This is a genomic window from Streptomyces sp. SID14515 (genome assembly GCF_010548505.1).
Classification (GTDB): Bacteria; Actinomycetota; Actinomycetes; order Streptomycetales; family Streptomycetaceae; genus Streptomyces; species Streptomyces caviscabies.
In genome coordinates this window covers 25072-48666 of record NZ_JAAGMH010000070.1, presented here as the reverse complement: position 1 = coordinate 48666, position 23595 = coordinate 25072, and the positions used below count along the sequence as shown (strand labels likewise).

The window sequence follows — 23595 nt, the reverse complement described above, 5'->3', positions numbered from 1 at the left end:
CACCGCCGCGTCCGCGAGCGTCCGGAGATCCTGCCCGTTCCCGGTGCCAAGCCGCCATGACCCGGGAACCGGCGGCTTTCCGGTCGTCGTGGCAAGGGGCCGGGCCGCTCGCCCCAGGGGCCACCGCCGTCCTGCGGCGGCCCGTACCTCCCTCCCGGCAGCCGGTCGGACGACCGGCCAGGGCCGACCTGGCACACCGCGCGATGGAGAATGGGACGGAGTACGAAACGTGAGGTCAGGAGCTCCCATGACAAAACTGGTTCACCGACCTCGTGAGGACGCGGAGTTCGATTTCATCCTCGGGAGAAGCAAGGTTCCGGTTCTCGCATACTTCACCGGGGCATGGCCCAAGGCAATCGAGCCCTGTCGGGTGATGGATGTCGTCGTGGGCGACATCGCCGCCGCCTACGCGGGCCGCCTGACGGTCGTCCGCACCGACATCACGCGTTGCCCGGCGGTAACCGAGCGATACGGGATCACCGGAGCCCCGTCCTGCCTCCTGCTGAAGGAGGGAACGGCGGTGGCGCACGGCACGGGGCCCATGACCAGCGATGAGGTACGGCAGTTCCTGGACGGTCACCTCTGAGCGGCCGCTGCGGCACCCGGACCGCCGCTTCCCGTCGCGTTCGAAGCGGGCGCGGGCGGTTGGCAGCCCGTCTCCCGCCTCACCGCCGCAGGGCGGTTCGAGGTCGTGCGCGAGACCGCGGAGCCGCTCACTCCCAAGCGGGTTCGTACCGTCATCTCCGGCCAGTTCAGCTTGCGTCGAACGACCAGATGAGGCCGACTTCGTCGTTGGACACTGCGAGGAGCCCGAAGTCCCAGACGTACCGGGACATCGGCCGGCAACCGGAAACCCGCTCATAGAAATCCGGATTCTCACCGCCATGACTGGTGTTGGTGAAGAACGCCGAATCATCGGGAAAGCGTGAAAGCATCGCTGCCGCGTGGCGTTCCATCCCGGCTCTGCGCTCGGCGAAACCCTGTTGCCGCGGCACGTTCATCGCATTGGTCGCCAGCATGACGAGGAGACGCACCACCGAACGGCGCGGAACTTCGAACAGTCCGCTCCGCCACTCCGCAGCACCCTCCTCGTCCACCGGCGGAACGCGGAACGGGAAGGCGGGGTCTTCCAGCAACTCCGGCTCCCCCACCTCCGGGTCCTCGCCTCGCCACCCCCGAGGGTCCGCCACCTCCCTGCGCATGATCGCGGCGACGTCGGGCAGCCAGTTCTCCCCGGTCCGCGGACCCACCGCGATGAATGAGTATCGATGGCGGTACATCTCAACCGCCGCCGACCATATGCCGGCGTCCGGAGCCGCCGACGGTCCGCACGTAGGGTCGTGGTGGGATTCGCTGTGCATCCGAGGCCTCTCGCTTGGGCGTCGAGCTGAAGTCGATGTAGCGCCTGGACGTGACACGACATCATGCACGCATGATCACCATTCACCTGAAGTACGAGATCGACGCTGACAAGCTCGAGGATTTCGAGGAGTACGGTCGCCGCTGGGTCCGGCTCGTCAATCGGTTCGGCGGAACGCACCACGGCTACTTCCTGCCGAGTGAGGGCGACAGCGACATCGCGTACGCCTTGTTCTCCTTCCCCAGTCTGGCCGCCTACGAGCAGTACCGAACGGACAGCATGTCCGACCCCGAGTGCCGACAAGCGTTCCAGCTGGCTCGTGATACCCGCTGCATCAAGCGCTACGAGCGCCGTTTCCTCAGGCCGCTCGACGGCCTGTCCTAGCCGACGAGCTCCCGCGGACAGCAAGCCGTCCGGTGCAGTGCTGTGCCCAAGCCGTAATTCGCTTGCCCCGGCCGCGGGGCAACGCTGCACTGGGGCCGGACATCACGCGTCGTGGTGCCGGTGCTTCGAGGAGGTCGCCGCAGCGATGGAGATCCGTTCCACGACCGATGAGGACCTTGACGTCTTCGTCGACACGGTCCATGCCGCGTTCGGGCGCTTCCCGGAAACGCCGGTCGAGGGCGGCGGGCTGTGGTGGTCGGCGCTCGAGATGGACCGCTGCCTGCTTGCCCTGGCGGCGGACGGGCGGCCCGTCGGTACCGCCGGCGCGTACGCCTTCGAGCTCACCCTGCCCGGTGAGGCCCTCGTCCCGGTCTCAGGGGTGACCGCCGTCGGTGTCCTGCCCTCGCACCGGCGCCAGGGCGTGCTCAGCGCGATGATGCGGCATCAGCTCGGTGAGTTGCGGGCCCGTGGGGAGTTCCTGGCCGTGCTGCTGGCCTCCGAGGCTCCGATCTACGGCCGGTTCGGCTACGGACCGGCGACCTATACGGCGCGGCTGACAGTGCCGCGCCATCAGGCCGCCCTCGCCGTTCCCCGGGGGCGCGGCGCGGCCGACGCGTCGGCGGGCGGGGTGGACAAGGACGGCGGATCGGTCGAGGTGGTCCGGCGTGACGAGTGCGGCGCGGTCCTGGAAAAGGTCTACGACCGGTACCGCCGTGCCCAGCCCGGCGCGTTGTCCCGGCCTCACCGCTGGTGGGACTTGCGCGCGGGGCAGCCCCCGATCTCGCCCGCACCGCGCTACATCGCCGTCCACCGGGATGGCGATGGCGTCCCGGACGGGTACGCGAGCTACTCCATCGAGTCCGGCACCTTGACCGTCGACGAGACCATCGCCACCGACGACACCGTCTTCACGGCCCTGGCCCGGTTCGTGCTCGGGCACGATCTCGTTTCTCGGATCGTGTTCAGGCACGTGCCGCCCGAGCACCCGCTGCGCTGGCAGCTTGCGGATTTCCGGGCCGGCGAGGTGGGCGGCGACACCGACTGGCTCTGGGTGCGGCTGCTAGACGTCCCGGGCGCGCTGACCGCGCGCGGCTGGTTCATGGACGGCGAGCTGGTCCTCGACGTCGAGGACCCCTTCCTCGGCGAGCGCGGCCGGTACCTGCTGACCGTCCGGGACGGTCAGGCCGACTGCGTCCCGACGGGCCGGGAGCCCGACCTGTCCCTGGACGTCAGCGACCTGGGCTCGGTCTACCTCGGCGGCACCGCCCCGAGCACGCTGGTACGGGCCGGACACATCCGCGCTCACCGCCCGGGCGCGGCCACCCTGGCCGACGCCCTCTTCCGCGCCGAGCGCGCCCCTCACTGTCTGCACTGGTTCTGACCGCGCCCCCGCCGACCCTGCGCAGCGGGACGCCGAGGGGCGACGGGTACGTCAGCTCTGGGCGGTGTCGTCGTCGCCCGTCCGGTCGGCGTCCCCGGCCGCCGCTGCCTTCTCGCGCATCTTGCGCACCAGCTCCGCCTTCTGCTCGGCAGCGCTCTGGCGGTCGCGGTTGCGGTGAGGGCCGTTGTTCTGCCGCTCGGCGCGGGACTGCCGCTTGCGCTGGCCGCCGCCCTGGCCCACGGGGTTGTTGATGTTCTTGCTCACGGTCATGGGCTCTCCCGGTAAGGATGTGAAGTGATCTACGGATTCATCGGTGGGGACGGGCGGCGGCGACGATGTCGAGGGCGTCAGCGGGGGCCCATCACGCGCTCACTCGTGAATCGCCGTCTGGAAGAGCATGCCAAAGACGTTACCCGGTTCCGTCGGCGCCGCACGCCAACGTTTCCCCGTCCCGACGTCGGCCGGCCGGTTCCTCGTCGCCCCGGCCCGGTCTGCCGTGGGGCTCTGTTTCCGAGCACACTTCTCGGATGATGCACAGCAGGGACAGCCTGGCCGGCGAGTACCGGCGGCTTCTGGATCGCCCGTGTGACGATGCCGCGCCGCCCGTCCTCTCCCTCTTCGTCGTTGACCTCCCCTGGGGCCGGGACGGGGGCGCCGCGGAGTACGAACGGCGTCTGCGGGCGGTCCTCGCTGCCGCCGTGCGGCTGGGCGGCACCGCGGATTTCGAGCTGGAGAGCGTTCCGGGAGTGGTGGGACGCCACACAGGTCGGGCCGTCCCGCGTCCACATCTGGGTGGACAGTTGCGTCCACATCCGGGTGGACAGTTGGGGCGAATCCTTCTTCGGGTGCCACGATCTGCTCTGGGCCGCCTACGCGGCAGGCGCGGTCCGTGTCGACGGGCCTGCCGTCCGGAAGTCCGCCGCGTGGTCGGCGGAGCGGACGTCGTCGATCAGCGGGTCCGCCGGTGACCAGTGAGCTCGGTGGGTACGAGGACGTCGTCCGGTACGTACTCGACGGGGAGTTCCGCGAGTTCCGCCCCAGCGAACGGTGGCTGTCGGGCATCGGCTGGAGCGTCGTCCCGGTGCCTGCGGGAAGCGGTACCGATGACTCGCTCGTCCGGCGGATCGCCGCAGGGTGCCGAGCGGTGGGGGCCGATGCCGTTCTGGTGGCCGGTCCCGAGATCGGTTCCGGCATCCGTACGCACCTTCTGGCGTCGGCCGACCCGGGCCTGCTCGGGCAGCGCCCGCCTCTTCTCCTCGCCGCCCCGGGGCTGGGGGGTGCGGTCCTCTTTCCTCGGCCCGGTTACGCCCTGGTCGCCGGTACGTCGGCGTTCCTCGCGGGAGCCGTGCCGGAGGGGGTGGACCAGGGCCGGGCACGCTTCGCCCGTTACGTACGGGCTGTGGCGCGGCAATGGCCCGGTACGAAGGTGCCCGGTCTGGAGTTGTCCCGTCTGGAGTCGGCGGCCCGGTCGTATCCTCCCGTGCACGTCGCCTGGAAGCGCCCGGAAGACGTACCCGAGGGGACCTCCACCGACCGGCAACTCGCCCTCATGCGCGCCTTCGTGACGGGACAGTGCACGGGCGCGGAGTTCGCCATCGGCTGGCTGGACGCACGGCGGAGCTCGCAGCGGCGGGGAGAGCGGGTACGTGGTCCGTTGGAGGCGCTTCTCGACCGTGTCTTCTCCTTGGTGGAGGGCTACTCCGTGGACCCTCGGTTCAAGGAGGCCGACGATCTGTCGGACGAAGAGCTGAAGGACGTCCTCGTCGGACTGCTGGAGACAGGTGGTAGGGAGTAGGTAGTAGGTGTGCGAAGTAATCCTCTGATGAGGGAGATGCTGCGAGCTACGGACCTTGTCGGCTTGGGTGAGCAGGACATCCCTCCTCTGTTCCGTGAGGTGGTCGATCGCGGATGGTCGGTCACGGCCTCCGGTGGGCGGGTGCTGACCGGCCTCCGACCGGAGGCCCCTGGCTCCTTCTTCGACCGGCTCGCGGAAGAGACGACGGTCAATGGGAGAGGGATGACCGACTACGACCTCCCCGCCGCCCCGCACGTACGCTCCCCGCTCCTCGTCCGGAGGTGCCTGGCATACGTGTGTGCCTGCCTCCGGACCGCACAGGAGACGTTCGGCGATACGCAGGTGACGGCGTACGTCTCGTTGTCCTTCGCCTACACCGAGGAGCGGCTGCTCACCTCGAATGTCACCTTCTGTACACCGCTCCCCGACGTGAGTGCCTACATCCCGCGCCTCGAAGAGGTGAGGGACAGCGCGGTTGCCGAGATCACCCTTGAGGACTGCTCGATGGAGTGGTGGGGTCGTTGAGGTTCCGGTCAGCGTGGGGACGCGTGGTCACGGGCGGCTCGCGGGCACGGTGTCCTTCGCGGCCAACGTGTCGCCGGACCAGCAGAGCCGGTACAGGTCGACCTCGTCCAGCAGGTCGCGGCCGGAGCGGTAGAAATCGCAGGTCGTGCCGGGCGGCCGGGGTGCGGAACGGGCGTGGTCGGGCGGGTAGGGGTAGGGGCGGGCCGGTAGCAGGGCGGCCAGTTCGGCGCGTGGCCGGCCCGTGGTCAGTTCGTCGAACCGGGACGGTGGCAGGGCGCTCGTGGTCAGTTGCCAGGCCAGATAGACGGCGGCGGGTACGAAGAAGGCCGCTGCGACGACGGGCGCCACGGCCGCGGCCACGGACCGGCGGCGGGCGGCGCCCCGCACGTCGGCCAGCCGCCTGGCGGACTCCGGGGTGGCGTCCGTGTCCGTGTCCGCGTATGTGTGCGTGTCTGCGTACGTGTGCGTGTCTGCGTACGGGATCGGGTGCGTGTCCCGGTGGGCGTGAGCGGCCGCCTCCGCGTCCGGATGCGGAGGCGAATGCGGATCGGGAACGCGTCGGATGCGGTGCGCCGTGATCTGGTGCGGGAGGGCGGCGGTGACCCGGAACCCGTCCTCGTACGGGCCGGTCCGCAACGTGCCGCCGAGGACCGCCACTCGCTCCCGAAGGCCCGTCAGGCCCCTTCCGCCGACGCCGGACGTCGCGGATCCGGCCGCCGTGCGCGCCGGTCCGTCGGGCGACGAGGCGACGGCGTTCACGACGCTCACGTGCGTACGGTCGGGCCGGTGGGTGATCCGTACCCGGATCTGCCTGCCCGGCGCGTGCTTCACGGCGTTGGTGAGGGCCTCCTGCACGACCCGGTACATCCCGCGTTCGACCAGCGGGGACAGCGTGGGCACCGATCCGTGGCGCTCCCACCTGACCGGTACGCCGAACTCGACCGCTCGTCCCAGGAGGTCCTCCACGGTGTCCTGCGGGGAGGGCGGGGGCGATCCCGTACCCGTCGTACCCGTGCCCGTATCTGTTGCTGGTTCTGTTTCCGGCTCGTCGTGCAGGACCGCCACCGTTTCCCTCAGTTGTTCCACCGCGTCCGCGATCGTCCCGCGCAGCTCGGCCAGGTCGGTGCGGTCGCGGTCGGTGAGGTCCGGGGAGAGTTCCAGGGCTCCGGCGCGCAGGGCGACCAGGCTCAGGGCGTGGCCGAGGGAGTCGTGCATGTCGGCCGCGATGTCCGCCCGTTCGGCCAGCCGCGCCCGCTCCGCGACCAGGTGCTGCCGCTCCTCCAGGCGTCGGGCCAGCCGCCAGCCCTCCCGTACGAGTTCGCGTCGGCCGCGCCGGTGCCGTCCGGCCAGCCACGGCAGCAGAAGGGCGGCGGGCGGCACGGTCAGCGTGTAGAACCACCACACGGGCGGCACCCGCAGCACGGCACACACCGCGATGTCGACCGCGAGGCACCCGACGAGCACCAGGAGCGGGCCCCGGGCCGCGGCGACCCGGGCTCCCAGCAGGCAGCTCAGGGCCGCCAACGACAGGACCTGGGCGTTGGCGGGGGTCGCGGAGTCGGCCAGGCCCAGCGCGCACAGCCCGTTGACGAGGACGACCGCGGTCCCCGGGCGGCGGCGGGACAGCGGCACGGCCACCGCCAGGACCGCCAGCGGGAGGAACAGGTCCAGGACCGGCGACGGCGCGCCCGCGTCCCGGAACCCGTAACCGGTCGCGGCGGCGAGCACCGCCCACAGCGCCACGTCGCCGAGCACGGACCTGGCCGGGAGGACGGACCTGGCCGGGAGCACGGGTATGCGCGGGGGGTGCGGCGTGGTGTGCGGCATGGTGCGGCGACCGTCCTTCCGATGGGGCTCCTACCGGCCCGGTCGATTCTGCGCGACGGGCCCGGCCCTCTGACCGTGCGGTCAGGGCACCGGCCCGTCCGCACAAGGTCAGGCGTCCCGGCGGCGTAGCACGTACAGGCCGGCCAGGTGCGCCGCCGCGGCCCACGCCGCCACGATCAGGACCGCCGTCGCCGGCGCGTACGGCGCCTCGACGCCGGCGCGCATGAAGTGGTCCCCCGCACCGTGCGGCAGATAGTCGTTGACGGCGGCGAGCTCCGGGCCCCCGACCCCGAGGAGCACGGTCGGCAGCGCCCACAGCAGTGTGACGAGGATCGACAGCGCCCCGGCCGGGTGGCGCGTGACGAACGCGGTCCCGATCGTCGACGCGGCGACGAGCGCCAGGTAGAGGCCGATGGACAGGACCTGCCGGAGCGCCGTGCCGGCCTCGAACGAGGCCCGTCCGTCGAACGCCCCCCACGCCACCGCCACGCCCACGACCGCGTACACGACGCCGACGGCGAACGAGACGGCGGCCACCACCAGCGCCTTCGCCGCCTGGACCCGATGCCTCCGGGGCACCCACAGCAGGGCAGCCCGCACGCTCCCCGTCGCGTACTCCGAGGTCACCGTGACCGTGGCCAGGATGACGACGGCGAACTGGGTGAGGACGGCGGAGGAGGCCGCCGCGTTCCCGACCGGCTCCACCGGATGCGCGTTGATGCGGGCGATCGAGGCGTAGTAGTAGGTGAAGACGCTGGTGGTCGCGAGGCCCGCGAGGAGACAGAGGTAGGGGGCTCGGACCGACCACAGTTTGGTCCATTCGGAGGCGATGGCCCCGGTGAAGCCACCGGGGGCGCCTCCGCCGGGGGTGTCGCCGCCGGAGGTGCCTCCGGCGGCGTCGCGCACGGCTCGGGGCGGGTCCGTCCGGCGGCGGCCGGGGGGCGTCGTCGTGGTCACCGTGCTTCCCCTTCACCGGAAGTTGAGGCGGTTGTGGCGGTTGTGGCGGGTCCGTACGTCGGTTCCGCGCCGCCGCCCGTCGCGTACTCCACGCTGCGCGCGGTCAGGTCCATGTACGCCTGCTCCAGCGAGACCCGGACGTCGCTCAGCCCGTGCAGCCGGACCCGGCAGTGGTGGGCGAGGTCGCCGATCTCGGCGGCGGTGCGGCCCTCGACGGTGAGGTCGCCCGTCGCGGACGTCTCGACGCTCACGCCGTCGGCCGTCATCAGGCGACGGACCAGCGTCGCCCGTTCCTCGGGGTCGGGCACCACGGCACGCGCCGACGCGGGAGAGGCGGCGGCGAGGAAGTCCGTCATGGAGGTGTCGCTCAGCAGCCGGCCCCGCCCGATGACGACGAGACGGTCGGCCGTCAGCTGCATCTCGCTCATCAGGTGGCTGGAGAGGAACACGGTGCGGCCTTCCGCCGCCTGGTCGCGGACGAGCCGGCGGATCCACCGCACGCCGTCCGGGTCGAGGCCGTTGACCGGCTCGTCCAGCACCAGCACCGGAGGATCGCCGAGCAGCGCGCCCGCCACTCCGAGCCGCCCGCTCATGCCGAGCGAGTACGTACCCGCGGGCCGACGGGCCGCCTTGGTCAGGCCCACCGTCTCCAGCACCTCGTCCACACGGCGTACGGGGATGCCGTTGGACCGGGCCTGGGCGACGAGGTGCGTGCGGCCGGAACGGGCCGGGTGGACGGCCCGGGCGTCGAGCATCGCGCCGACCGCGCGCAGCGGCCGCCGCAGGCTCGCGTACGGGCGGCCGGCGATCAGGGCCCGGCCTCGGGTGGGGTGGTCCAGACCCAGGATCATGCGCATCGTGGTGGACTTCCCGGCGCCGTTGGGGCCCAGGAAACCGGTGACGCTGCCGGCCTTGATGTCGCAGGTCAGCCCATCCACGGCGAGGGTGTCGCCGTAGCGTTTCGTGAGTCCTTGGAGGGTGATCACGGAGTTCCTTCGCTGGTCGATGGCCGCGTTCGCCTTACGGAATCGACGCTAGGAGTCCGCGGCGCCCGCGCCCATCGGTCGATCGGCAGCGGTGTCCTGCCTTTCGTCGGGGGTACGCCAGGCCCTCGGGCGGATCTTCGGGCATACGGTCCGGGAGGCGTTCGTACGGTGGCGCCTCGGCCGTAGGCTCGCCGCGTGGAAGCCGGGGAAGCCGGGGAACGCGTGGGAGGCGGGGAACGCGTGGAAGACGGGGACGAGGCGACGCCGAGCAGCCGGCCGGTCCGGGTCCTGGTGGCCGACGACGAGGCGATGGTCCGGGCGGGGGTACGGGCCATCCTGGCCAGGGACCCGCAGGTCGAAGTGGTCGCGGAGGCGGGCGACGGGCACGAGGCCATCGCGCTCGCCCGTCGACACCGGCCCGACGTCGTGCTGTTGGACATCCAGATGCCCGGCCTGGACGGCCTGACGGCGGTGGCGCGGTTCCATCGCGAGCTGCCGCCGGTCGGCGTGATCATGCTGACGACCTTCGGTCAGGACGAGTACGTCACCCGCGCCCTGGAAGAGGGCGCCGACGGTTTCCTGCTGAAGGCGGACGACCCGAGGGAACTGCTCAACGGGGTACGGGCCGTGGGCGCCGGCGGGGCCTACCTGTCCCCGCGGGTCGCCGGCCGGGTCATCGCCGGGCTGCGCGCGCACCGGGCCGCGCATCCCCACCGCTCGCTGGAGCGGCTCACGGAACGGGAGCACGAGGTGCTGGCCGGCATCGGGGCGGGGCTGTCCAACGCGGAGATCGCGGGCCGTCTGCACCTGGTCGAGGGCACGGTGAAGGCGCATGTCAGCGCGGTGCTCGCGAAGTTGGGCGTACGCAACCGGGTGGAGGCGGCCATCTCCGCGTACGAGGCCGGGCTGGTCCCGCCGGGCCGCCGCTGATCCGGTCTAGGTCCTGGGCGTCCTGGGCGTCCTGGGCGACCTGAGCGGCCTGAGCGGCCTGAGCGGCCTGGGCGGCCTGGGCGGCCTGAGCGGCCTGAGCGGCCTGAGCATCGTGGGGGCCCTGGGTGGCCTGGCCAGCCTCTGTAATATTTGACCGATCGTTTCAGTATCGCCTAGAGTTCGAGCGTGGCCAGGACCAAGGAATTCGACCCCGAAGCCGCACTGCAGTCAGCCCTTGAGCTGTTCTGGCAGCGCGGCTACGAGGCGACTTCGATGGCGGACCTCGTCGAGCACCTCGACATCGGGCGCGCCAGCATCTACGCCACCTTCGGCAACAAGCACGAGCTGTATCTGAAAGCACTGGACCGGTACAACGAGAACCGCGATCCGAGCCTGCTGGGGGAACTGTCCCAGCCCGGCCCCGCACTGCCCGCCGTGCGGGCGCTCGTGCGGCGGTTCGCGGCCGAGGCGGAATCCGACGACCGGCGCGCACAAGGGTGCTTCGTCACCAACACGGCCGCCGAGCTGGGCCCGCACGACCCGGCGGCGGCCCGTCGGGTCGAGGCGAGCTGGGGCCACATCGAGACCCTGCTGCACTCGGCGCTGGTACGGGCCCAGTCGCAGGGCGAGCTGCCCACGGACCGCGATCCGCGCGCGCTCGCACGGATGCTTCTGGTGCTGATGCAGGGCCTGCGGGTCGTGGGCAAGGCGTCGAACGACCCGGGCCGGGTGCGGGACGCCGCCGAACAGGCGCTGACCCTGCTCGACTGAACGGCCGTCCCACCGAACCACGTTGCTCTACCGCACCACGCCGCACCACGCCGCACTACCGCGCCACCGCCCTACTGCTCCACTTCGCCCTACTGCTCCACTTCGCTACCGCTCGACCGGACCGCCCCTCCTGCGGGAGGGGTGACTTCATGGCCTCATAACAGAACGATCGGTCAAATATCGGGGGAGAAATGGCTGCCACGCAGCGCTGGAACAGCACCACCGAGGTCGCCTCGGCCCCGGCCGCCTCTCCCGGGGCCGCGCCCGGACCCGCCTTCGCGCTGCTCGGCGCCGTACAGATGGCGCTGATCTTCACGCTCACCTCGCTCATCGTGCCGCTGCCCCGGATCGGCCGTGCGTTCTCGCTCGACCGGACCGACCTGATCCTCCTCAGCTCCGCCTACGGGCTGTCCTTCTCCGGGCTGTTGCTCCTCGGCGGACGTGTCGCCGACCGGTTCGGCGGGCGGCGCGCCCTCACCGCCGGGCTGCTCGTCTTCACCGCGGCGTCCCTCGCCGCGCTGCTCGCCCCGGGTCCGGGGACTCTGCTCGCCGCCCGCTTCGCGCAGGGCGTGGGCGCCGCGCTCGCCGCGCCCGCAGCCATGGCCGTCCTGCGGGCCGCCTTCCCCCAACCTGCCGCGTACGGACGGGCGATGGCCACCTGGGGTGGGCTCTCGGTGCTCGGCGCGACCGCGGGGCACCTGCTCTCCGGGGTCATCTCGGCGCTCGCGTCCTGGCGGCTGACCCAGGCCGTCCCGGTCGCGGTGGCCGTCCTCGCCCTCGCCCTCGGGCCCCGGCTGCTGCCGGGGACGCCGGTCGGCAGCCCGCGCCGTTCTCTGGATCTGCCGGGCGCACTGCTCTCAACTGCCGGGATCACTCTGGCCAGTTACGGACTCGTCCTCACCGACGCCCGACCCTGGGGATCGGCGGCCGTCCTGATTCCCCTGCTCACCGGGGCCGCGCTCCTCATCGCGTTCCTGGGCGTCGAGCGCCGCTCCCACGACCCGCTGCTGCCCCTCGCGTTCCTCCGCGACCGCCGCCGGGCCATCGCGCTCGCCACCGTCGGACTGACCGCCGCCGGGACCGCCACGACGTTCATCCTCCTCTCGCTCCATCTTCAGCAGGAGCGCGACTGGTCGGCGCTGCAGACCTCCGCCGCCTTCGTTCCCTTCGCGGTGGCTCTGCTCGCCTCGGGCCGTACGGCAGGGCCGCTCATCGCCAGGTACGGGGCGCCGGCCGTCACCACCTCCGGGCTCGCCGTCGCCGCGACGGGCCTCGCACTGCTCGCGCTCACCGGCCTGGCCCCGCACACCCCGTACGCGTACGGGCTCCTCCCGGGCCTGCTCCTGCTGCCGGCCGGCGCGGCGGCCGCCTTCTCGGGGGCCGCCGTTCTCGCGACCGACCGGGTGGAGCCGCGGCGGACCGGGCTCGCGGGCGGCGTCCTGAACACCGCGATGGAGCTGGGCCCGACCGTCGTCCTCGCCGCTCTGCTCACCCTCGGCTCCGACGCCACCTCACTCGCCGCGACGGCAGCCGTGCTCGCCGCCGCCGCGTTCCTCAACACCCGTACCAAGTAACCGATCGACAACCCAGGGAGTCATCACCATGACCGCACGCTTCACCGGCAAGGCCGTCCTCGTCACCGGCGCGGGTTCCGGCATAGGCCGGGCCGTCGCTCTCGCCTTCGCCGCCGAGGGGGCCTCGGTGGTCGCGGCCGGACGGACCGCCGGACCGCTCGACGAGACGGTCGCCCTGATCGAGAAGGAGGGCGGGTCGGCGGTCGCGGTCACGGCGGACGTGACCCGGTCCGAGGACGTCAGGATGCTGGTCCGCCGCACCGTCGAGCTCTTCGGCAGCCTCGATGCCGCCGTCAACAACGCGGGCGTCTTCAGGGGCGGCGCGCCCGTGGGCGACCTCCCCGAGGAGGACTGGCGCACGCTGCTCGACGTCAATGTCACCGGTGTGTTCCTCTGCCTCCAGGCCGAGGTCGCCCGGATGCGCGAGCAGCCCACCGGCGGCGCGATCGTCAACATCGCCTCCAACCTCGGTGCGCACGCCCGCATCCCGGGCGTGGCCGGCTACATCGCCACCAAGGCGGCCGTCTCCGCCCTGACCCGGGCCGCCGCCCTGGACCACATCGCCGACGGCGTCCGCATCAACGCCGTCAGCCCCGGCGCGTCCGCCACCGCCATGTCGCTGCTGCCGGGCGAGACCGACGCCGACCGCGCCGAGCGGATGAAGAGCGCGTCGCCGCTGGGGCGGGTCTCCTCCACCGCCGAGGTCGCGGCGGCCGTGCTGTATCTGGCCTCGCCGGACGCCGCTTCGGTGGTCGGCGGCGATCTGGTCATCGACGGCGGCGCCTCCGCCTGAGCCCTGAGCCCTGAGCCCGGCCCCGGAGCCGGACCCGGTACCGGTCCTGGCCCCGGCTCCGGTCCCGGTCCAGGCCCTGGTCCCGCCGAGTGGGGCGTACCGCCGTCGCGTCAGGTCGAGCGCAGGCGCCCGCCCTTCTGCTCCTCCGGGGTCAGCAGGTCCCACGGCATCACCACGGGGACGCCCTTCACCCGTGTCACGTACGCGAGGTGTACGCCGGGCGTTCCCGTGCCGGGGTCGCGGCACAGGATCCAGTGGGCGATGTCGGTGCTGCCGACGCGGATTCCGTACTCCTTCAGGAGCCGGTCCAGTTGGGCGATGTAGCCGCCGGGCAGGTGGTCGCGGATGACGGCGGGGTCGATCGTGTCGAAGGAGCTGACGAGGACGTCGAGATCGCCGAACCGGCGTACCTTGCAGGCGACTTGGCCACCCTCGGGTCCGGACGTGTGCACGCGCAGCACCTGTTCGTGCACCTCGTCGCTCGTCAGCACCGACCAGTTGGCATGCGAGGCGAGGTCGGGCAGGTCCCGCTCCACCCGTGCGATGTGGCGCGCCATCAGGTCCGCCGCCCACGGATTGGCCCGCTCGGTGGGGGGTGGGGCGCCTCCGCACGGCCGGGACACGATCTCGGTGACGATTCCCCGGGTGACGGTGACGATCGTGTCCTGGCCCTCCGGGAATCCGGGGTAGAACCAGTTGAACGACGAGGAGAACGAGGCCGGCGGCCCGCTCCTCACGACCACCGGGTGCGGGGCCGACGCCGCCTCGCGTCGCCCGAACAGGCGCCCGAACAGCCCTCTCCCCCTGCCGGTCCGCGCCGGACGACCGGCCGACTCCCCGCCACCCGTACGGCCAACATCCGCAGGGCCGACACCCGTACGGCTACCACCCGCAGGGCCGCCATCCGCGAGGCCGTCACCCCCTGGGCCGCCACTCACGAAGCCGCTGACCGACGCGCCGCCGAACATCAGGTCCATGCGCAGGCTGTCCAGCGGCGGCCCGATCAGATCGGTGACCTCCTCGCCCGTCATTCCCTGCTGGATACCGGTCGTTGACATGCCGTCCCCTTACGTCGCACGGTCGCGGCAAGGTCCTGCCCAGCCCGTCCGCCTTCCACTCGGGCCGGAACCACGTCACCCGCCGCGACCGGGTCACCGGAAGGCCGGCAGGTTGCGCGCGACCCACTCCCCGAAGGGCCGGGCCGGGCGGTGGAGGACCTTCTCCACATCGGGTCCGATCGCCTGCTCGGCCGGCAGCGGGAGGCCGAGGACGTCCAGGGTGCCGCCGATGACCTCCTCCGGCATGAACCGGGCCAGGTGGCTGTGGGCCTCCTCGCGGGACAGCTCCACGAAGGCCACCTCCTCGCCCAGGGCCTCGGAGATCACCGCGGTCTGCCGACGGGGGCTGATGGGCTCGGGTCCGGTCAGCTCGTACGTACGGCCCGCATGGCCGTCCTCGGTCAGCGCGGCGGCGGCGACCGCGGCGATGTCCGCCGGGTCGACGACGGGCAGCGCCACATCGCCGAACGGGGCGAACACCGTGCGCCGCGTGCGGACCGACTCGGCCCAGGCGAAGGCGTTGGAGGCGAACCCGCCCGGGCGCAGGACGGTGAAGTCCGGTCCGGATGTGCGCACGGCCGCCTCGAACTCACGCAGGCGGGCGTGCGAAAGCTCCTCGGGGCGGGTGGCGCCGACCTGGGAGGAGAGCAGGACGATCCGCTTCACCCCGGCGGCCACAGCCGCGCCCAACAGCGCCTTCGGGCTCTCGCCGTGGCCGTTGAGCTCGCCGCCCAGCAGGAGGAAGAAGGCGTCGGCGCCCTTGAGGACCGGCGCCATGCTCGCGGCGTCCCCGACGTCGGCCCGGGCGTGCCGGGCGCCGTCCGGAAGCCCGGCGGCGGGGTGCGGTCGCCGCGATACGGCCACGACCTCCTCGCCCGCCCCGGCCAGCAGCGGCACCAGCGTCTGGCCGATGTTTCCGGTCGCACCCGTCACCACGATCATGTCTGCTCCTGAGTTGGTCAATTAGGTAGTTAGTTAGCTGGCTGACTTGAATGACGCTAGCACGCACCCCCGGGCCGCTGTCTATAGTTGGTTGGGTGACTGACTCAGTTAAGCCCCGAGGTTCCCGCGGGGCCCGGGGAGCCCGGGGAGCCGACAAGCGGCGGCGGCTCACCGCCGCCGCGGCCCAGGTCCTGCACGAGCAGGGCGTCGAACGGACCACCCTCGCCGACATCGCGCGCGTGGCCGAAGTCCCGGTAGGGAACGTCTACTACTACTTCAAGACCAAGGACGAACTCGTCCAGGCCGCACTCTCCGAGCACAGCGCGCACCTGGAGGAGCTCACCCGTCGGCTCGACGAGCTGCCCGACCCGCTCGACCGGCTCAAGGCCCTGATCGAGGCCTGGGTCGGCCGGCGCGACATCGCCGCCCGGTACGGCTGCCCCACCGGCACCCTGGCCGTCGAGCTCGACAAGCGCGCGGACGGGACGCTCGACGTGGAGGCCGGCACGGTGATCCGGAAGCTGCTCGACTGGACCGGGCACCAGTTCCGCACCCTGGGCCTGCCCGACCCGGACGGCCTCGCCGTCACCCTCGTCGCCGGCTACCAGGGCATGTCACTCCTGGCCAACGCCCTGCGCGATCCGGAGATCATGACCAGCGAGGGCGCGCGCCTCGTCCGCTGGCTCGACTCCTTGGAGGCTCCCGGCCTGCGCCCGGCCTGATCTCCGGGTTCCTGCGTCACCGCCGGACGGGTCAGTAGTGACGCACGGTGCCGTAGGCGCTGTAGACGTACAGGGCGACCACGCCCACGACGCAGGCCATGATCACCCACGAGCTGAACCCGGTGTGCCTTCCCCGGCCGTTTCGCCGCTCCGCCCTCCGGGACCGACGGGACCGCCGGAGGCGCTGGGTTCGCCGGGGCCGGTCGGACCGCCCGGACTCCGCCCGGCCCGGAGGCACCCGTATCGCGTCGGCCGCCGCCTCGGCCAGCAGCCGTCGGCAGGTCGCGGCGAGCGGGCCCATGCCGGCGGAGAGGGGCACCACGGCCTCCGAACGCGCCGGGGCGGTGGTGCCGCCGTCCAGGATGCGCCCCGCGCGCACGAGAACCTCGCCCGCGCCGCCCGCCGGAGCGAGGCTGATCCACCGCTCCACGTGCTCCCCCCGGATCACCATCCCGCCGGACCGCTCCCGGTACACGGTGTGTTCCCGCCACAGCATCGCCGCCAACTCCTCTGCGGTACCTCTCAGTTGTGCGCCCACCAGCCATCCCCCCACCTCGTAGCGAATCGAACAAGCATCGAACTCTACTGGCGGGCGCGGATCCTGGACCAGCAGCCCACCGCGACGGGCCACCACACCGGGCCGGTCGCGACCGGCGGTCGTTAGAGTTGCCGTCAAGGACGGGGGGCAGCTGTGGACTTCGGGGTGCTGGGTCCGCTGACCGTGCGGCGGGCCGGCGTACCGCTGGAACTGGGCACGCCGAAAGGGCGGGTGCTCCTGGCGGTCCTGCTGAGCCGGCCGGACCGGCCGGTCACCGAGGACGCGCTGGTGGAAGCGGTCTGGGGCACGGAGCAGCCGAAGAGCGCCACCAAGAACGTGCAGACCTACGTCCACCGCCTCCGGCACCGCCTGGAGGACGCGGGACGCATCACCCGGGAGGGCCGGGGCTATCGGCTGCGCGCCGACCGTGCCGAGCTGGACTCGGCGCGCTTCGAGGATCTGGCGGGCGCGGCCCGGGCGGCACTTGCGGCCGGTGACCACGAGCGCTCGCGCCGGCTCTTCGGCGAGGCCCTGGCGCTCTGGCGGGGCCCCGCGTTCGCCGGGATCGCCGACGTACCGGCGCTGCGGTCGGAGGCCTCCCGCCTCGATGAACTGCGGCTCGGCGTACGGGAGGAGCGGGTCGACGTCGATCTCCGGCTCGGTCGGCACAGCGAGGTTCTGGGCGAGCTGACCGCGCTGACGATGGAGCACCCGTTCCGCGAGCGGATGTGGGCGCAGCTCATGCTCGCGCTGTACCGCTGCGGCCGGCGGGCGGACGCTCTGCTGGCCTATCTCCAGGTCCGGGACGTCCTGGTCGAGGAGACCGGGCTGGAGCCCGGGCACCGGTTGCGGGACCTGCACCGGGCCATCCTCGGCGAGGATCCCGCGCTGGACCGCGCGGCGGTCACGGCTCACGCACCGGACCGGGTGGCCGTCGTGGGCCACGATGCCGCGCCGGACCGGACGCCGTTCGCTGCCGAGTACGCCGCGCCGGTCCGGACGGCTGTCACGGCCGACGACCCCGCCCCGGACCGGACGGCTGTCACGGCCGAGGACGCCGCCGCGCTGGGCACGGCCGAGGACGCCGCTCCGGACCCTGCGCCCGGCCCTGCGCCGGACCTCGCGGCGCTCGTGGCCGAGGAGCGGGCCCGGCCGGACGTCGCCCGTGCCCGGATGCTGCCCCCGGCGCTCGGCGATTTCAGCGGGCAGCAGGGCGAGTTGGCGGAGATCGAGGCGGTGCTCCGTACCGGGCACGCCGCCGACGAGCCCGCCGCGACGGTGACGGTCTCGGGCCCCGGCGGGGTCGGCAAGACCGCCCTCGCGGTGCAGGCCGCGCATCGGCTGCGGTCCGCGTACCCCGACGGCCAGCTCTTCGCGACGCTGGCCGGTACCCGTACGCAGCCGGTCTCCCCGACCGCCGTGCTCGGCCGCTTCCTGCGTGCGCTGGGAGTGCCCGCCACGGCCGTGCCGGACGATCCGGAGGAGCGCGTGGGCCTCTACCGGGGCCTGCTCGCGGAACGGCGGATCCTGGTGGTGCTCGACGACGCGTTCGACGAGAAGCAGTTGGCTCCCCTGCTGCCGGCGAGCGGTACGTGCGGGGTGATCGCCACCGGCCGCGTACGGCTGGGAGGTCTGGGCGGCGCGCACCGGGTCGAGCTCCGCGAGATGTCCGAGGCCGACAGTGCGGCCCTGCTGCGCGGCAGCACCGACGGACGCCTCGCCTCGGCTTCCGGGGCGGAGGTGTCCCAACTGGTCGGGCTGTGCGCGCGGTTGCCGCTCGCGCTGCGCATCGCCGGGTCGCTCCTGGTGTCCCGACCGCATTGGCGGCCGGCGGATCTCGTGTCCCGGTTGGCGGACGAACAGCACCGGCTGGACGCACTGCGCTATCGCGACCTCGAAGTACGGGCCAGTTTCGGGCTGAGTTACGAGGGCCTGCGGCCCGGCGCACGGCGGCTGTTCCGGCTCCTCGGGTTGCTGGAGGCGCCCGACTTCCCGCTCTGGGCAGCGGCCGCCGCCGTCGACGCCGACCTGCGGGAGGCCCAGGAACTCCTCGACGAGCTGGTGGACGTCCATCTGCTCGACGTCCGCCTGCCCGACGTCGACGGAACGCCGAGCGGGCAGGCGCGTTACGCGTTCCACGACCTGATCCGCGCGTACGCCCGGGAACGCGCGGAGGCGGAGGAGTCGGCTGCCGCCCGGGACGGGTCCGTCGTCCGCGTCCTGGGCGCGCTCCTGGCCTTCACGGACATCGCCGACCGTGACCACATGGGGCAGAACATGTTCCAGCAGGACGCCGACCGGTGGCGGCCCGCGCGGGTGGAGGCCGGCCTGCCGCCCTCCGTGCCGCCGATGGAGCTGCTGGACGCGGAACGCACCTCCTTGGTGGCAGGTGTGCGGCAGGCCGCCGAGCTGGGCCAGGACGAGCTGTGCTGGGAACTGGCCGTGGGCGCACACGCGTTGTTCGAGACGGAGCGGTACTTCGACGACTGGCAGGAGTGCTACGAAACGGCGATGGGCCTGGCGAGGGCCGCGGGACATCTGCGGGGCCGGGCCAGACTGCTCATCTCGATGGCCGGGCTTCTCTACACCCGGCGTCGGTACGGTCCGGCCGAGGAGTCCAACACCGAGGCCATGGGCCTGTTCGAGCGGATCGGGGACCGGCGGGGCCATCTGGAGGCGCTGAGCAACGCGCCGTTCTTCCTCGTGCCCAACGGCCGTCTGACCGAGGCGATCACGGCGGGCCGCGAGGCCTACGAACGGCTCGTCGCGGGCGGTCAGACGGCGGCGGCCCTGCACGCGTACTCACAGGTCGGCCTGGCTCATCTGCAGGCGGGCCGGCCGGAACGCGCGGCGGCGGTCCTCACGGAGATCGTCGCCGGGGCGCGGAAGCAGGGGATCCGGACCCTGATCGCACGGGACACCTACTGGCTCGGCCAGGCGCAGCTCGCACTCGGCCGGCACCGGGAGGCCGAGGAGTCGTTCGCCGAACTGACGGAGTGTGCCCGGGGCATCGGGGTGTCGGGCCCGTTCTACATCGCCCACGCCTGGGGCTGTCTCCACCTGGCCCGGGGCGAGTACGCCGAGGCGCGGAGTCGGCTCCTCGAAGGCGTCGAGGTCGCGCGCGCACTCCATGACCCCATGTTCGAGACCCGGGTTCTCGTCGACCTGCTCGACGCCCGTCTGTACGAGCTCCCTGACGACCATGACGGCCACGGCCCCCATGACCTGGCGGCCGCGATCGTCCAGGGGGAGCACGCGGTCGAGGTGGCCCGCGGGATCGACTACCCGTATCTGCTCGCGGGTGTGCTGGAGAAGCTCGCCCGGCTGCGGGCGGCGGCGGGAGACCCGGGCGTCGCGAATGACCTGGACGACGAGGCGAACGCCCTGCGGGACACGATCCGCTGAGCAGTGCCCGGGCGGCGGGGGTGCCCGGCAACACTCCCTGTGTGTACCGGCAACGCTCCCGGCGTGTACCCGACGTATTCCGCGAGGTGACAGCCTGCGCGTCACAGCGGAACCCTTCTCGGAACTCTCGTACATCGGTAGTGAGGTAGTAACAGTGCACAAGCGACGCATCGTTCTCGCGGCTTCTGCGGTCGCCCTGGGGCTCGGACTCTCGGCCTGCAACGGTGACGACGGCGAGCCGGCCACGAAGGAGACTCCGGCCGCGTCCGCGTCGGCCCCGGCCTCGTCCGAACCCAGCAGCGAGAGCCCGACCGACGACAGTGACGACGGCGGCAACGGAGGAGAGGCCCCCGCGGGCGACGCCACCGCCCCGGGCACCAAGCTCAAGGTCGGCGACCGGGCCGTGGTGCCGTTCCGGTACACGAGCGACAAGAAGGGCACCATCGCCGTCACCGTCACAGCCATCGAGAAGGGCGCCGAGTCCGACATGGCCGCCTTCGGCGACAAGGCGAAAGGCATGACGCCCTACTTCATCAAGATGAAGGTGGAGAACGTCGGCGGCACCGACCTCTCGTACGCCTCCCTCAAGCTCGACGGCGTACTGGAAGGCGGCGCGGGCACCGGCGTCATCCTCATGGGCGACATCCCGGGCAAGTGCGACCGCGAAACCGCACCCCGCGACTTCACCACCGAGGGCGCCTCCTACGAAACCTGCTCGCTGGCCGCGACGAAGACCACACCCGTCACCGGCGCCGAATTCGACGAAGGCGACACCTACAGCGACAGCCCGGTCGTCTGGACCAACTGACGGTCACGTCGTCCGGTACGGGCCGGCCTCGCTCAGCGCACCGGGAAGCCGAACGCGTACCCCTGTTCCTTCAGCCAGGGCAGGACCTCGCGCAGGGCGGCCACGGTCTCCGAGCGCTCTCCTCCCGCGTCGTGGAAGAGGACGGTCGGCCCGTTGGCGATCTCGCGCTTGACGGTGGCGACCATGGTGTCCGCACCGGGGTGTTCAAAGTCCTTGGTGTCGACGTTCCAGCCCAGCGGCCGCATCCCGTGGGACGCGGCGAGCTTCCGGCTGTACGGGGTGAAGGCGCCGCCCGGGGCCCGGTAGTACTGCGAGCGGACGCCGCCGGACGCCTTGGTGATCATGCGCTCGGCGTCCAGGATCTGCTGCCGCTGATAGGCCTCGGACTTGGTGTCCATGGTGGTGTCGTGCGAGACGGTGTGGTTGCACAGCCGGTGGCCGTCCGCCACGACCGCCTTGACCAGGTCCGGGTAGGCCCTGGCCTGGGTGCCGACCATGCAGAACGTGGCCTTCACCCCGCGGTCCTTCAGCAGGCGCAGCACCTGGGGCGTCCAGACCGGGTCCGGCCCGTCGTCGATGGTGATGTTGACGCCCCGGGCGCCGCGGTCCGAGGCGTGCGCGATGTCCGCCGCCACCTCGGCCACGGGCCGGTCCTGGGCGTCGGGTGAGGAGACACGCCCCTGCGGCGGCCGGGCTCCGGTGGTGTCGGCCTGCGCGGTCCACACCGAGGTGGCGGCGGCCAGCGCCGTCACGCCGAGCGCCGCCGCGAGGAGCCGGCTGTGCCAGGCCCTTCCCTTGTGCTTCGCCATGTCCGCCCGCCCCTTTTGCCGTCTCCACCGATGCCGTGCACCCACCTAGACATGCGAAGGTCCCGGCGGGATGCCTCGGTTACCGTTCGCGGACACAGCTGCAGGCGGTCGGCGACAAACGGAGAGCCGGTCAGCGGTCGCCGTCCTCGGCGCGGGTGTGCGCGACCAGGGCGTTGGCGTGGCCGTGGCCCAGGCCGTGTTCCGACTTGAGCCAGGCGACCAGTTCCCCGTGCCTGGTCAGCGGGGAGGAGCGGATGAGGTCCTTCCACTCGGAGACCGGGCGGCCGTACTTCTTCTCGATCGAGGGGAAGTAGCTCGCAGGGCCCTTCACGGCGTCGGTCATGGGGTGTCCCGTCTGTTGTGGTGCGCATGATGTCGCGGGTATGACCGGCGCCGGACGGCGAAGTCATCGGCCTCCGGCCGCCGATCAGGTCACCACTCGGTCTCGCCGTAAGGCTCCGGCAGCTCCGAGCGGCTTGGAGGGCGGTGACCCCGGAGGGCGGGGCATCAAGGCCGTTGCTCACACTGGTACGGACGTGGCGTACGGGCGAGCGGGGGAGTCGAGAGTGGAGCCGAGGCCGGCGAATCGGACGGGGACCCGGCTGGAGGACCAGGTGAAGGACTGGTCCTCCCGGCACCGCACGTGGCTGGTGGCCGGGCTCTGGGCGGTGGTCGTCCTGCTGATCGTCGGCTACTCGGTGCGGGAGCCGGTGAAGGACTGGTGGCTGGCGCGCGAGGCGTGCGGGGGCCAACTGCCCGCCGGGGACCTGGAGATCGTGCGGACGGACCTGCGGCTCGGGGAGGCGGAGGAGTCCTTCGACGCCGAGGACGGCACGTACAGCTGTGTGCTGAGGAACGAGAACGGCGGCCCCGTGGTCGCGGTCGACACCTACCCGGCGGGTCACGACCGTGACAGGGTGCTCGGGTTCGTGGGAACGTCCCGCCCGCCGGACGCCGTGCTGCCGGGCGGCCTGCCCGGCTTCGAGGAGGACCCCGGCATCGTCCATCTGATGCCGGAATGCCCGCGTGGCGTCCTGTCGGCGGCGGAGAAGAAGGAAGCGAGGGCGGAAGCGGGCGAGAAGGAGAAGGCGGCCCCGGAGCGTCGCCGGCTGCTCGTGAGCACCAGGACGTACTCCGCCCACAGCCCTGCGGAGAAGGCGGCCATGCTGCGGCTCGCCGTCCACATGACGAACGCGGTGACCGAGAAGCTCGGCTGCGGCGGCGAGCCGTTGCCCGCCCCGGCGGACGGCGCGGTGCCGGACGAGGGGACGTACGTGCCCCGCGCCCGGGCGAAGGGCACCGCCTGCGACGCCCTCGCCACCACCCGCGTCCCGGAGGCGGGGCGCGACGGCGACGTGCGCATCGCCGTCGCCGACGGCGGGATCGTCGGCCGGTGCACCCTGCGCGCCACGGAGGCGTACCCGGACGCGCGAAAGGGGACGTCGATCGTCGAGCTGACCTCCTGGCTCGGCGACTGGGGCCCGCTGGTCCACGAGATGGGCTCGGACCCCGACCCTCTGCCGATGGGCCGGGGCGCCGCCCGGAGGCCCGACCTCACCGAGCACCGGGCGTGGGCCGTCGCCAGGTGCGACGGGGACGACGTCGGCTTCGCCGCGCGCTGGGGTCAGGACTATCCCGACCGGCACCGGAAGCCGGGCACGGCGTACGTGCCGCCGACCGAGGCCGAACGGTACGAGCAGCGCGTGCTGCTGCGCACGTACGTGTCCGCGTTCGCGGCGGATCAGGTACGGCGCGGGGCCTGCACGGACCTGAAGCTGCCGGAGAAGCCCGAGAAGCCCGAGAAGCCTGAGTAGGCGGAGCAGCCTGAGCAGGGGGAGCGGCCTGAGCAGGTGGAGCGGCCTGAGCAGGCGTGGGGCGGAGCGCGGGCTCCGGAGGCACCGGAGGCGGACTCCGTTCTTTGCCCACTCTTTACCCGGATCGCGGCCGTTGCCGGGATGGCGACGCCGCGCGAGCGCGTTGGGGCCGGGTGGACCACCCCCACAACGGACAGGAATCCGACGTGACAGACG

General features: G+C 72.4%; 24 protein-coding genes. 14 read left to right on the top strand and 10 right to left on the bottom strand.

Annotated features, from left to right (window positions below; all coding sequences use genetic code 11):
* The first annotated feature begins 247 nt into the window (after window positions 1-247).
* Window positions 248-586, top strand: coding sequence for a thioredoxin domain-containing protein (locus tag G3I54_RS13675; RefSeq protein ID WP_164614459.1), 339 nt, complete (start codon window positions 248-250; stop codon window positions 584-586).
* A 166-nt stretch (window positions 587-752) separates the two neighbouring features.
* Here G3I54_RS13675 and G3I54_RS13670 read toward each other — a convergent pair whose 3' ends face one another.
* Entirely contained in the window at window positions 753-1151 is a 399-nt protein-coding gene (locus tag G3I54_RS13670) for a hypothetical protein (protein WP_239144355.1), read from the bottom strand.
* Between the two features lie 281 nt (window positions 1152-1432).
* Here G3I54_RS13670 and G3I54_RS13665 point away from each other — a divergent pair, with 281 nt between their 5' ends.
* Together G3I54_RS13665 and G3I54_RS13660 are read left to right on the top strand one after the other, a co-directional pair.
* Entirely contained in the window at window positions 1433-1744 is a 312-nt protein-coding gene (locus G3I54_RS13665) for an NIPSNAP family protein (RefSeq protein ID WP_164614457.1), read from the top strand.
* A gap of 145 nt (window positions 1745-1889) precedes the next feature.
* Window positions 1890-3125, top strand: coding sequence for a GNAT family N-acetyltransferase (locus tag G3I54_RS13660; protein ID WP_164614455.1), 1236 nt, complete (start codon window positions 1890-1892; stop codon window positions 3123-3125).
* A 51-nt stretch (window positions 3126-3176) separates the two neighbouring features.
* Here G3I54_RS13660 and G3I54_RS13655 read toward each other — a convergent pair whose 3' ends face one another.
* A complete protein-coding gene (locus G3I54_RS13655) occupies window positions 3177-3395 on the bottom strand; it encodes a DUF6243 family protein (protein ID WP_164614453.1) in 219 nt (72 codons plus the stop codon).
* A 522-nt stretch (window positions 3396-3917) separates the two neighbouring features.
* On the opposite strand from G3I54_RS13655, the gene G3I54_RS39450 reads away from it, so the two are divergent.
* The 3 genes from G3I54_RS39450 to G3I54_RS38985 are packed head-to-tail and all read left to right on the top strand — an operon-like array spanning window position 3918 to window position 5445.
* Window positions 3918-4100: a hypothetical protein gene (locus G3I54_RS39450; protein ID WP_239144354.1), complete on the top strand. Its 183-nt coding sequence runs from the start codon at window positions 3918-3920 to the stop codon at window positions 4098-4100.
* Window positions 4090-4920 (top strand): colicin immunity domain-containing protein, encoded by an 831-nt coding sequence (locus tag G3I54_RS13645; protein ID WP_164614450.1) that lies wholly within the window; start codon window positions 4090-4092, stop codon window positions 4918-4920. The genes G3I54_RS39450 and G3I54_RS13645 overlap by 11 nt, the downstream gene beginning before the upstream one ends.
* 27 nt (window positions 4921-4947) lie before the next feature.
* Window positions 4948-5445: a hypothetical protein gene (locus G3I54_RS38985; protein ID WP_203686175.1), complete on the top strand. Its 498-nt coding sequence runs from the start codon at window positions 4948-4950 to the stop codon at window positions 5443-5445.
* 27 nt (window positions 5446-5472) lie between these two features.
* Here G3I54_RS38985 and G3I54_RS13635 read toward each other — a convergent pair whose 3' ends face one another.
* The 3 genes from G3I54_RS13635 to G3I54_RS13625 all read right to left on the bottom strand — a co-directional run bounded on the left by G3I54_RS13635 (window position 5473) and on the right by G3I54_RS13625 (window position 9215).
* Window positions 5473-7272: a histidine kinase gene (locus G3I54_RS13635; protein WP_203686173.1), complete on the bottom strand. Its 1800-nt coding sequence runs from the start codon at window positions 7270-7272 to the stop codon at window positions 5473-5475.
* Window positions 7273-7380: 108 nt separating this feature from the next.
* Window positions 7381-8229, bottom strand: a complete 849-nt coding sequence (locus G3I54_RS13630; RefSeq protein WP_164614448.1) for an ABC transporter permease — start codon at window positions 8227-8229, stop codon at window positions 7381-7383.
* The gene (locus tag G3I54_RS13625; RefSeq protein WP_164614446.1) at window positions 8226-9215 is read right to left on the bottom strand and encodes an ATP-binding cassette domain-containing protein; all 990 of its coding nucleotides are present in this window, start codon (window positions 9213-9215) and stop codon (window positions 8226-8228) included. The genes G3I54_RS13630 and G3I54_RS13625 overlap by 4 nt, the downstream gene beginning before the upstream one ends.
* A gap of 240 nt (window positions 9216-9455) precedes the next feature.
* Here G3I54_RS13625 and G3I54_RS13620 point away from each other — a divergent pair, with 240 nt between their 5' ends.
* The 4 genes from G3I54_RS13620 (at window position 9456) to G3I54_RS13605 (ending at window position 13283) form a co-directional block, all read left to right on the top strand.
* Complete coding sequence (locus G3I54_RS13620) at window positions 9456-10145, top strand: response regulator transcription factor (RefSeq protein ID WP_164614444.1); 690 nt, start codon at window positions 9456-9458, stop codon at window positions 10143-10145.
* Between the two features lie 186 nt (window positions 10146-10331).
* Window positions 10332-10916 (top strand): TetR/AcrR family transcriptional regulator, encoded by a 585-nt coding sequence (locus G3I54_RS13615; protein WP_164614442.1) that lies wholly within the window; start codon window positions 10332-10334, stop codon window positions 10914-10916.
* 191 nt (window positions 10917-11107) lie between these two features.
* Complete coding sequence (locus G3I54_RS13610; RefSeq protein ID WP_164614440.1) at window positions 11108-12490, top strand: MFS transporter; 1383 nt, start codon at window positions 11108-11110, stop codon at window positions 12488-12490.
* A gap of 28 nt (window positions 12491-12518) precedes the next feature.
* A complete protein-coding gene (locus G3I54_RS13605; RefSeq protein ID WP_164614438.1) occupies window positions 12519-13283 on the top strand; it encodes an SDR family oxidoreductase in 765 nt (254 codons plus the stop codon).
* Between the two features lie 110 nt (window positions 13284-13393).
* Here the strand turns inward: G3I54_RS13605 and G3I54_RS13600 are convergent, their stop codons facing one another.
* Together G3I54_RS13600 and G3I54_RS13595 are read right to left on the bottom strand one after the other, a co-directional pair.
* Complete coding sequence (locus G3I54_RS13600; RefSeq protein WP_164614436.1) at window positions 13394-14341, bottom strand: DUF5320 domain-containing protein; 948 nt, start codon at window positions 14339-14341, stop codon at window positions 13394-13396.
* Window positions 14342-14434: 93 nt separating this feature from the next.
* Complete coding sequence (locus tag G3I54_RS13595) at window positions 14435-15283, bottom strand: NAD(P)H-binding protein (protein WP_164614433.1); 849 nt, start codon at window positions 15281-15283, stop codon at window positions 14435-14437.
* 95 nt (window positions 15284-15378) lie between these two features.
* On the opposite strand from G3I54_RS13595, the gene G3I54_RS13590 reads away from it, so the two are divergent.
* Window positions 15379-16005, top strand: a complete 627-nt coding sequence (locus G3I54_RS13590; RefSeq protein ID WP_343240330.1) for a TetR/AcrR family transcriptional regulator — start codon at window positions 15379-15381, stop codon at window positions 16003-16005.
* 31 nt (window positions 16006-16036) lie between these two features.
* Here G3I54_RS13590 and G3I54_RS13585 read toward each other — a convergent pair whose 3' ends face one another.
* The gene (locus G3I54_RS13585) at window positions 16037-16501 is read right to left on the bottom strand and encodes a hypothetical protein (protein WP_164614429.1); all 465 of its coding nucleotides are present in this window, start codon (window positions 16499-16501) and stop codon (window positions 16037-16039) included.
* Window positions 16502-16696: 195 nt separating this feature from the next.
* On the opposite strand from G3I54_RS13585, the gene G3I54_RS13580 reads away from it, so the two are divergent.
* Window positions 16697-19948: a BTAD domain-containing putative transcriptional regulator gene (locus G3I54_RS13580; protein ID WP_164614427.1), complete on the top strand. Its 3252-nt coding sequence runs from the start codon at window positions 16697-16699 to the stop codon at window positions 19946-19948.
* A 154-nt stretch (window positions 19949-20102) separates the two neighbouring features.
* A complete protein-coding gene (locus G3I54_RS13575; protein ID WP_164614425.1) occupies window positions 20103-20756 on the top strand; it encodes a hypothetical protein in 654 nt (217 codons plus the stop codon).
* 32 nt (window positions 20757-20788) lie between these two features.
* Here the strand turns inward: G3I54_RS13575 and G3I54_RS13570 are convergent, their stop codons facing one another.
* Complete coding sequence (locus G3I54_RS13570; protein WP_164614423.1) at window positions 20789-21565, bottom strand: polysaccharide deacetylase family protein; 777 nt, start codon at window positions 21563-21565, stop codon at window positions 20789-20791.
* A 130-nt stretch (window positions 21566-21695) separates the two neighbouring features.
* On the bottom strand, window positions 21696-21908 hold the full coding sequence (locus G3I54_RS13565; protein ID WP_137229774.1) for a DUF4287 domain-containing protein: 213 nt from the start codon (window positions 21906-21908) through the stop codon (window positions 21696-21698).
* A gap of 223 nt (window positions 21909-22131) precedes the next feature.
* Between G3I54_RS13565 and G3I54_RS13560 the strand changes: the two genes are divergently transcribed.
* Window positions 22132-23379, top strand: a complete 1248-nt coding sequence (locus G3I54_RS13560; protein WP_164614421.1) for a hypothetical protein — start codon at window positions 22132-22134, stop codon at window positions 23377-23379.
* The last annotated feature ends 216 nt before the right edge of the window (window positions 23380-23595 follow it).